The sequence below is a fragment of the uncultured Thiodictyon sp. genome, from assembly GCF_903828115.1.
GTDB lineage: Bacteria > Pseudomonadota > Gammaproteobacteria > Chromatiales > Chromatiaceae > Thiodictyon.
The window spans coordinates 1-8053 of the sequence record NZ_CAIKKU010000071.1 but is presented as its reverse complement, the minus strand read 5'-3'; the positions used below and the strand labels follow the sequence as shown (position 1 = coordinate 8053).

The following is an 8053-nucleotide window of genomic DNA, read 5'->3' as shown; positions in this document are numbered from 1 at the left end:
CGGCAACCCGTCGCGGCCGGGGGGCCGCTCCTACGGCGTCGGAGCGGCCCCTCGGCCGCGCCGGATGTCAGGCGCGAGGTGGCCGAAGTAATGATCAACACTGCCAGAGGCCATCCACCCGGCAGCCGTCGGAAGCCTCTGACCCGCCCGCTGGTCAACCGGGATCTCGATGATGGCATCGGTCCGCCGCCGCACCACCAGGGCGAACGAGCGCCACGCGGTCCGCGGGCGACGCCGCGGGATTGCGGACAGGGGCTACCGCCCGCCCGGGCGACCGGCTATCCTGCGCGGACCCCCCACTCAAGCCCGATCGCCGCCCGACACCCATGACGCCCCAGCCCGCAGCCGATCCGCAGATCGACCCGAGTCGTTTCTCCGCGCTCCCCGGCGGAAAGCGCAAGTTCAATTGGTTCGCCTTCGAGCTGGCGTGCGAGATCCGGCAGGCGATTGCGCCGCCGCTCATGCGCACCCTCGCCAAACGCGGCTACGATCACGCGCGCATCGAGCGCTCCTGCATCGCGCTCGCGATCGGACTGCAAGGGGTCGTGCTGAAGCAGCTCAGAGGCGAGATCCCGCAGATGGAAATCGGTTGGGACCAGGTCGAGGCCGCCTTTCCGGGCCTGACCGACAAGATGGTCGACCGGTTGCTGGATTGTACAGGAACGGCCTGGGAGCGGCTCCTGAGCTATTGCGTGGCCTGTCCGTCGGCGTGTGTGACGAATAAGGACGACGATTGTCCGATGTTCGACGACCCGCTCTATTCCGACGGCTGATGCCCGCAATGAAGCACTACCGCAACGACACCTGGACCCTGGACGACGGCCTCGGGCTCGGACGCGCCGGGGACCAGGTGACGCGCATGGTCCTGGAGGTGGATCTTCCGGGGTGGCTGATGTTGCTGCCATGGCCGTTAGCCGCGATGAGGCGACGACGGCTTGCGCGGTCGCGTCGCGGCTAAAGCCGCTCCCACAGGGTTCTCGCCGGCGCAATCGCCGACCGCGTCGCCTCTGCCTGGAGTCCAAGGCTTAAGCCTTGGCGCGCTCCAAGGCTGAAGCCTTGGACTCCAGGCGCTTGGGCGGCGGCGCTTAACGAAATGACGTGTCCCGGCCCCTGGGCAGCGCGTGACTGCGGTAATGCTCGATCACCTCGGCGGGCGTTGGGGGCGCGGGTTCTGTGGCGGCGACGGCGATGCGTATCGAACGCTTCGGGGTGCAACGGTCTTGGTCGTCCACTGCGGTCGCTCCCGTCAGGCATGCGCGCAGTGCACGGCAGCAAACGCAACGGATTCCAGGTCCGGCGCGCCCCCCTGCCCCACCACCCGGGCGGCCAGTTGCCGCAGCCGCTGCACCATCGCGGCCAGGCCGTTGCGCCGCCCCAGGCTCAGGTGTTCTTCGAGCCCAAGCTCACCGAAAAAGCCCTGGACATCGAAGGCCAGGACGGCGGCGGCGGATTGTCCGGAGAACAACTGCTGTAAGAGGGCGATCAGGCCGCGGACGATGGCCGCGTCGCTGTCGGCCAGAAACTCGAGGATGTCGGTGGCGTCGGGACGGACCCGGGCGTCCAGGTGTACCAGGCTCTGACACCCGGAGACGAAGTTGGCCGTGGTCTTGAGGGCCTCGGGCATGACAGGCAGGTGCGCCCCCAGGTCCATGAGGTACTGGTAGCGCATCGACCAGTCGGGCAGCAGGTCAAAGACCTCGCTGATCAGCGCCGCCGCGGCCGCGGGCGACTCGGCCGCGGGCCGCGGGTAGGCGATCACCGGCGCGGCGGTCGCCAGACCCACGGCCGTTGCGGGCCGGGCGCGGACACTGACCCGCGCGCCCCGGCCCGCTTCGATGATCGCGGCGAGTTCCGTGGCCAGACAATCGACCTCGGCGATCGTGTTGTAGACACCGAAGGAGGCGCGGGCCGTCGATGCCAGGCCCAGACGGTCCATGAGCGGCTGGCAGCAGTGATGACCGGTGCGGATACAGATGCCCTTCAGATCGAGCGCCATGCCGATATCGAGCGTGCCCAGGGGCGGGTCGGTCACGACCCAGGACAGGACGCCGGCCTTGTCGGGTGCGGTGCCCTTGAGCTCGACCCCGGGGATGGCGGACAGCCGCCGCGTGGCATGACGCAGCAACCGGGCCTCATGGGCCGCGACGGCCTCCAGGCCCACGGCGCAGAGCCAGTCGATCGCCGCCGCCAGGCCCACGGCGCCGGCGATGTGGGGGGTGCCCGCCTCGAACTTGCTGGGCAGTTCGGCGTAGGTGGTGTGCGCGAAGGTGACGCGCTCGATCATGTCGCCGCCGCCCTGATAGGGGGGCATCGCCGCGAGCAGCCGCCGCTTGCCGTAGAGCACCCCGATCCCGGTCGGCCCGTACAGCTTGTGCCCGGAGAAGGCGTAGAAATCCGCGTCCAGGGCCTGGACGTCGGTGCGTCCGTGGGCGACCCACTGGGCGCCGTCGATGAGCACCAGTGCACCCGCCTCATGGGCGGCACTGATGATCTCGCGCACCGGATTGACGGTACCCAGGGCATTGGAGACCTGGGTCACGGCGACCAGGCGGGTGCGCGGGGAGAGCAGTTGCCGATAGACATCCAGGCGCAGCGCGCCGGTGTCGTCGATGGGGATGACCCTGATCCGCGCCCCGGTCGCCTGGGCCGCCAGTTGCCAGGGCACGATGTTGGAGTGGTGCTCCAGTTCCGAGAGGATGATCTCGTCGCCGGGGCGCAGATTTGCGGTGCCCCAGGACGCGGCGACCAGATTGACGGACTCGGTGGTGCCGCGCGTGAAGATGCACTCGGCGGGCTCGGCGGCGTTGATGAAGCGGGCCACGCCGGCGCGGGCCTCCTCGTGCAGGCGGGTGGCGACGATGGAGAGCTGGTAGGCCCCGCGGTGGATGTTGGCGTGCTGGCGCAGGTAATAATCCGCGACGGCGTCGACCACCCGGTCGGGCTTCTGCGCGCTGGCGGCGTTGTCCAGGTACACCAGCGGCTGGCCGTGGACGCAGGAGCGCAGGATCGGAAACTGGGCCCGGATGGCCGCCGCATCGAGTGCCGGCCGATCCGCAACATCAAGGGGGGACGAAGCTGTCATGGCGGATGGCTCTGAGCCTGGTAGGGGGCTGGGCCCCGACAAAGGAGAGGTCGACGATTGATGGTAAGTTGGGCCGGACCCGGGCCGGCTCAAGCTTATAGAACCTGGACGATGACTTCGCGGCCTTGACCATCGTTCCCGGCAGCGGTCCGTCCGCAACCGGAGGGCGCGGCTTTACCGTGAAAGTCGCGCCGGGAGCGCGCTCCAATTCCCCCTCTCCCTTTGGGAGAGGGCGGGGTGAGGGAACGGCCATGGCGACCGCAACTTTCATCTTTCGGGGTGGCGCGGGCGCCATGGCCGTTAGCCGGCGGCGGTTGCCGACTTATCCAAGAGAAGTCAGTGGCGTCGGCACCCCGGACCGGCTAAAGCCTCGACCTCCAGTGGCCGCAACGACGATCAAGGCCCGACGCACAACCAGGACCCATCCTGTAAATCCTGAAAAATCCTGTCTATTTCCCGGGTCCGGGGTCAATCTCGAAGGGCCGCGGGGACGGGGCTTCGCACGACCGGAATCAGTGCGGTGCCCGCACGACCGGGGCCTTATACTGTCAAAGGAAGCTGCATGATAACCGCCCGTCGCGGGTCCCGGGACCGGACCGACCACACCTTCTCACCTGCGCGAGTGCCGCATGACCGCCCTGCGAAACCTCTCCGACAGCACCCTCGCCGACGTCCTCGCCGCCCTGCGGCGGGAGGCCCGGGAGGCGACCGATAACCGGCGCCTGGTGCAGGACCTCCAGGTCCACCAGATCGAGTTGGAACTCCAGAACCGGGAACTGCGCTGCGCCCGGCAGGCCCTGGAGGAGTCCCGTGACCGCTACGCGGACCTCTACGACCTCGCCCCGGTCGCCTATGCCGCCATCGACCGCCAGGGCCTGGTCACCCAGATGAACCTGACCGCCGCCCGCTTGCTGGGCGTCGAGCGGGAGAGCACCGGGGACTTCTACCTGGGGCCGCGGCTCGGCCCCGGCGACGCGCCGCCCCTGCTCGCCGCCCTGGCGCGGGCGCTGGACAGCGGGGCGGAGGAAGTGCTCGAGGTGGGGCTGGTGTCGGCCCATGACCGGCAGCGCGTGCTGCGCCTGCTGATCCAACGCGAGCGGCAAGGCCCCGGCGCGGCTGGCCCGGCCGCCTGCCGGGTGGCCCTGCTCGATATCACCGAGTACCAGCGGCTCACCGAGCAACTGCGGGAGCGGGAACGCGACCTGGCGCAATTGGCCCACCAGGATCCGCTCACCGGATTGCCCAACCGGCTACTGTTCGCCGACCGGCTGGGCCAGGCGCTGCGCCGGGCCCGTCGCGAGCAACGCCAGGTGGCCTTGCTGTTCCTGGATCTGGACGGCTTCAAGGCCATCAATGACAGCCTGGGACACCTGGCCGGGGATCGGGTGCTGCAGGAAGCGGCGCGGCGCCTGCGTGGCCAGGTGCGCGAGGGCGACACGCTCGCCCGCTTCGGGGGCGATGAGTTCACCCTGGTCCTGGACCCCGTGGAACGCGCCGGCGACGCCGCCCTGGTGGCCGAAAAGCTGACCCAGGCCTGCAAGAGGCCCATCGATCTGGACGGCCGGCCCCTCTATGTCACCTTGAGCATCGGCATCAGCCTCTACCCCCAGGACGGCATCGACGTCGACACCCTGGTGCGCAACGCCGATGCCGCCATGTACCAGGCCAAGGACCAGGGCCGCGACGGCTTTCAATTCTACACCGCGGACATGACCGCCCGCGCCTTCGCCCAGGTATCCCTGGAGACGGCGCTGCGCGAGGCCCTGAGCCTGGAGCAGTTTGTCCTCTACTACCAGCCCCAGCACGATCTGACCACCGGCCGCATCATCGGCGTCGAGTCCCTGATCCGCTGGCACCACCCCACCTTGGGACTGGTCGGACCCGAGTGGTTCATCCCGCTCGCCGAGTCCAGCGGGCTCATCGTCCCCATCGGCGCCTGGGTGGTGCACACCGCCGCCGGCCAACTGCGGGCCTGGCGCGAACAGGGGCTGCTGGCGGACGTGACCCTGTGGGTCAACCTGTCCAACCGCGAGATCCGCACCGCGAGTCTGGCCGAGGGCATCGCCGCCACGGTCGCGGAAAGCGGGCTCGAACCCGGCGCCCTGGCAGTGGAGATCACCGACATCAAGTCCGTCGCCGACTCCGAGTCGGCCGCCGAAAACATCCGACGCCTGCTCGACCTGGGGATCGAGGTCGCCATCGACTCCTTCGGCACCGGGCACTCGTCGCTCGCCTCACTGAAGCGGCTGGCGGTGCGCGGACTCAAGATCGACGGGTCATTCGTCGCCGGCCTCCCGGGGGACGAGGACGACGCCGCCATCGCCCGGGCCATCATCGTCCTGGGCCGGGCCCTGGGGTTGCGGGTGGTCGCCGAAGGCATCGAGACCCGCGCCCAGGCTGAGTCACTCAAGGCCGCGGGGTGCCGGATCGGTCAGGGCTATCTGTTCAGCCGGCCGCTGGCAGCGGCCGAGTTCGGGGCCTACTGCCGGCGCGGGTGAGCGAAGTCTAAACCGAAGTTCCAGCCTTACTTAAGCGATCGGTGTGAACGCATTGACCGCGCTACCCGCGCCGCAGGCTCCCCGGTGGGTAGCCGAACACCCGGCGAAAGGCGACGCTGAAGTGGTTGACGTGCGTGTAACCCAAGCGGGCGGCGAGCTGTTTCAATGAGATATCAGTCTCCTGAAGCAGCACATGGGCTTGCTCCAGACGCCGCCGGGTGACGAAGGCGAAGATGGACTGCCCGACCACCTCCTTGAAGTCGTCGTTCAGGGTGCGGGCGCTGGTGCGATAGCGCCGGGCCAGTTGATCGAGGCTCGGGTCCGCGGCGTTCGCCCGCTCCAACTCCTCGCGGAGTTGTTCTGCCCGACGCCGCCGTACCGGTGGCAGGGCGGCCGACGACCTGTGCTCCCCGGCCATGAACCCGGTCAGCCCCCCGAGATATTCCAGCACCTTGGACTGCGCATAGAGTTTGCGCAAGGGGCCCGACTGCCCGGTCGATAGCGCGGCATACAAGGGCGCGGTGATCGCGGCCGGAATCGCCAGCACCCGCGCCGACGGCACACCGACCACCCCCAGTCCGGCCACCAACGCGCCGGTCAGCGCCTCGCCTAACAAGCTGGCGAGGAGTGCGTCGCCGATCGAGAGGATCGTCACCTGGACCATGGTCGAGCCCTCGAGGTGCGGCTCGTAGTCGAGTCGATCCGAATGCTGAAACAGCACGTTCTCGTCCCCGAAGGTCAGTTCCGACCCGACCCGCCGCTCGTACAGATGCACCCGGCCGCTGCGGGCGGCCTGAATGGTCAGGGTGTCCTCGGGCAGTTCCGCGGAGATCCGCGCGAAGGGCACCAGATGCCCGGCCATGGCCTCGGTGAAATGGTGCGTCCCCCGCGCCAGGTACATCCCCATCGCCAGGTGCATCATCTCGACCCAGCCGCTGCCCATGGCGGGGGGCATCGGGATCTCGTGGTGCGGCAGGTCGGTCAGGTGATCGAGCAAGACCACAGGGGCCTCGGGGTCGGTGAGCCAGCGCACCTCGGCCAGGGAGAAGGCGGTGGTCATGGGGTCGGGCTCCGATACAGTTTCGCGTAGAAATGAGGCAGATTTTCGTATGTCGCGGCAACTGAGCCCGAGACGCGTTCGGTGCGAGAATATCAAAGATACGGGCGGCAGTGTCTGGGAGGTCGACACGGCAACGATTCCAAATTTGACTTTTCGGTGGCCGGCCGGGCTTGCGACCGCCTGCTTGAAATCCCTATCCCGCGGAGCGTCCAGTATGAAACAACAGGCGTTTGTCAGTGAAATCCTCGTTGATTTCACGATGAAGTCCTTCGGTTCCGGGCAGTCCGACGAGATCCGTGGGATGGTCAGGAAACTGCTGATCGACAAGATCGGCCTTACGATTGCAGGTGCTAAGTTCCCCTGGAGCGAGGGAAGCTATCGCGCGACAACCGCCTTCCCGGCGCAGGGGCGGTCGACGGTCATCTATTTCGGCGATCTGCTTTCACCGGAGCAGGCGGCGTTCGTCAATGCGAGTTCCGGCAACGCGCAGGACTACGACGACACCAACATCGCGATCAAGATTCACGCTGGAGGCGTCGTTATTCCGGCGGCGCTGGCGGTTGGCGAGAGCGAGCGCCGGAGTCCCGACCAGATAGCGCGCGCGCTGGTACTCGGGATCGAGGTGATGACACGGCTCGGCGCGGGGATTCCCAACTCCCATCTCAACGGCTTTCACACCCCGGATGTCGTTGGACCTTTCGGTGCCGGCATTGCCGCCGGGCTGCTGCTTGGCTTGGACAAGACGCAGATGATGAATATGATGGGCATCTGCGGCAGCTTCTCCGGCGGGGTGGAGGCGTGGCGCAGCGCGAAGCCAACGACAACATGGGCGCCGTGGTGACTGTCCGAGTGACGTCCGGACAGGAATACCAGAAACGGGTCCGGTATCCGAAAGGAACGTCGCAGAACCCGATGACGGAGGAAGATCTCGAGGAAAAATTCCGCGCGAACCTGGGGCCGGTCGTGTCCACGGACAGGATCGCAACGCTGCTCGGCCGTAGGGTCGACAAGCGACAGCGCAGTCCACCGAATCCCGCGCCGACGCTGGTGGACTGCGTTGCGCTTGTCCACCCTACGATGCCGCGTGGCCGAAACCATGATCAAGGCCATGCCGCAAGCGCCCACTTCATCATGCCCAGGAGATCTCTATGCCCCAACAACCTCTGCAAGACTTCGTCCTGGATCTGGAAAAGATCGGCCAACTGGTGAGGATCACCGATGAGCGTCGGGTCGACGAACTGCCCATGCTCATGGAGTCCAATCCCGATCAGGCAATTCTGGTCGAGAAGGTCAAGGATTGCGAGTTTCAGTATCTCTCCAACGCCTACTCCAACCGCGAGCAATATGCGCAGGCCCTGAACTGCGGACCACGGGAGCTCGCGCAAGAAATTGCGCGCCGCTGCGAAAGAAGAT

The 8053-nt window shown here is 67.5% G+C and carries 8 protein-coding genes; 6 read left to right on the top strand and 2 right to left on the bottom strand.

Features of this window, described 5'->3' with window-relative positions; translation table 11 throughout:
* The first annotated feature begins 326 nt into the window (after positions 1-326).
* Entirely contained in the window at positions 327-773 is a 447-nt protein-coding gene (locus tag QZY48_RS02510; protein WP_295427275.1) for a hypothetical protein, read from the top strand.
* Entirely contained in the window at positions 773-958 is a 186-nt protein-coding gene (locus tag QZY48_RS02505) for a hypothetical protein (protein ID WP_295427272.1), read from the top strand. Before QZY48_RS02510 ends, QZY48_RS02505 begins: the two co-directional genes overlap by 1 nt.
* A gap of 288 nt (positions 959-1246) precedes the next feature.
* Here QZY48_RS02505 and QZY48_RS02500 read toward each other — a convergent pair whose 3' ends face one another.
* On the bottom strand, positions 1247-3082 hold the full coding sequence (locus QZY48_RS02500) for a SufS family cysteine desulfurase (RefSeq protein ID WP_295427268.1): 1836 nt from the start codon (positions 3080-3082) through the stop codon (positions 1247-1249).
* A 629-nt stretch (positions 3083-3711) separates the two neighbouring features.
* Here QZY48_RS02500 and QZY48_RS02495 point away from each other — a divergent pair.
* A complete protein-coding gene (locus QZY48_RS02495; protein ID WP_295427266.1) occupies positions 3712-5580 on the top strand; it encodes an EAL domain-containing protein in 1869 nt (622 codons plus the stop codon).
* 61 nt (positions 5581-5641) lie between these two features.
* On the opposite strand, the gene QZY48_RS02490 is transcribed toward QZY48_RS02495, so the two are convergent.
* Positions 5642-6640, bottom strand: a complete 999-nt coding sequence (locus QZY48_RS02490) for a helix-turn-helix transcriptional regulator (RefSeq protein WP_295427264.1) — start codon at positions 6638-6640, stop codon at positions 5642-5644.
* A 214-nt stretch (positions 6641-6854) separates the two neighbouring features.
* On the opposite strand from QZY48_RS02490, the gene QZY48_RS02485 reads away from it, so the two are divergent.
* The 3 genes from QZY48_RS02485 to QZY48_RS02480 all read left to right on the top strand — a co-directional run.
* Positions 6855-7481 (top strand): MmgE/PrpD family protein, encoded by a 627-nt coding sequence (locus QZY48_RS02485; RefSeq protein ID WP_295427261.1) that lies wholly within the window; start codon positions 6855-6857, stop codon positions 7479-7481.
* On the top strand, positions 7466-7849 hold the full coding sequence (locus QZY48_RS34565) for a hypothetical protein (protein ID WP_366929629.1): 384 nt from the start codon (positions 7466-7468) through the stop codon (positions 7847-7849). Before QZY48_RS02485 ends, QZY48_RS34565 begins: the two co-directional genes overlap by 16 nt.
* A partial coding sequence (locus tag QZY48_RS02480) for a UbiD family decarboxylase domain-containing protein (RefSeq protein ID WP_295427258.1) occupies positions 7789-8053 on the top strand: 265 nt, incomplete at its 3' end. The genes QZY48_RS34565 and QZY48_RS02480, both read left to right, overlap by 61 nt.

What these genes read in the sequence shown, in the direction of transcription:
- QZY48_RS02510 (WP_295427275.1), top strand. Translation starts at nt 327, where the DNA reads ATGACGCCCCAGCCCGCAGCCGATCCGCAGATCGACCCGAGTCGTTTC.
- QZY48_RS02505 (WP_295427272.1), top strand. Translation starts at nt 773, where the DNA reads ATGCCCGCAATGAAGCACTACCGCAACGACACCTGGACCCTGGACGAC.
- QZY48_RS02500 (WP_295427268.1), bottom strand. Translation starts at nt 3,082, where the DNA reads ATGACAGCTTCGTCCCCCCTTGATGTTGCGGATCGGCCGGCACTCGAT.
- QZY48_RS02495 (WP_295427266.1), top strand. Translation starts at nt 3,712, where the DNA reads ATGACCGCCCTGCGAAACCTCTCCGACAGCACCCTCGCCGACGTCCTC.
- QZY48_RS02490 (WP_295427264.1), bottom strand. Translation starts at nt 6,640, where the DNA reads ATGACCACCGCCTTCTCCCTGGCCGAGGTGCGCTGGCTCACCGACCCC.
- QZY48_RS02485 (WP_295427261.1), top strand. Translation starts at nt 6,855, where the DNA reads ATGAAACAACAGGCGTTTGTCAGTGAAATCCTCGTTGATTTCACGATG.
- QZY48_RS34565 (WP_366929629.1), top strand. Translation starts at nt 7,466, where the DNA reads ATGGGCGCCGTGGTGACTGTCCGAGTGACGTCCGGACAGGAATACCAG.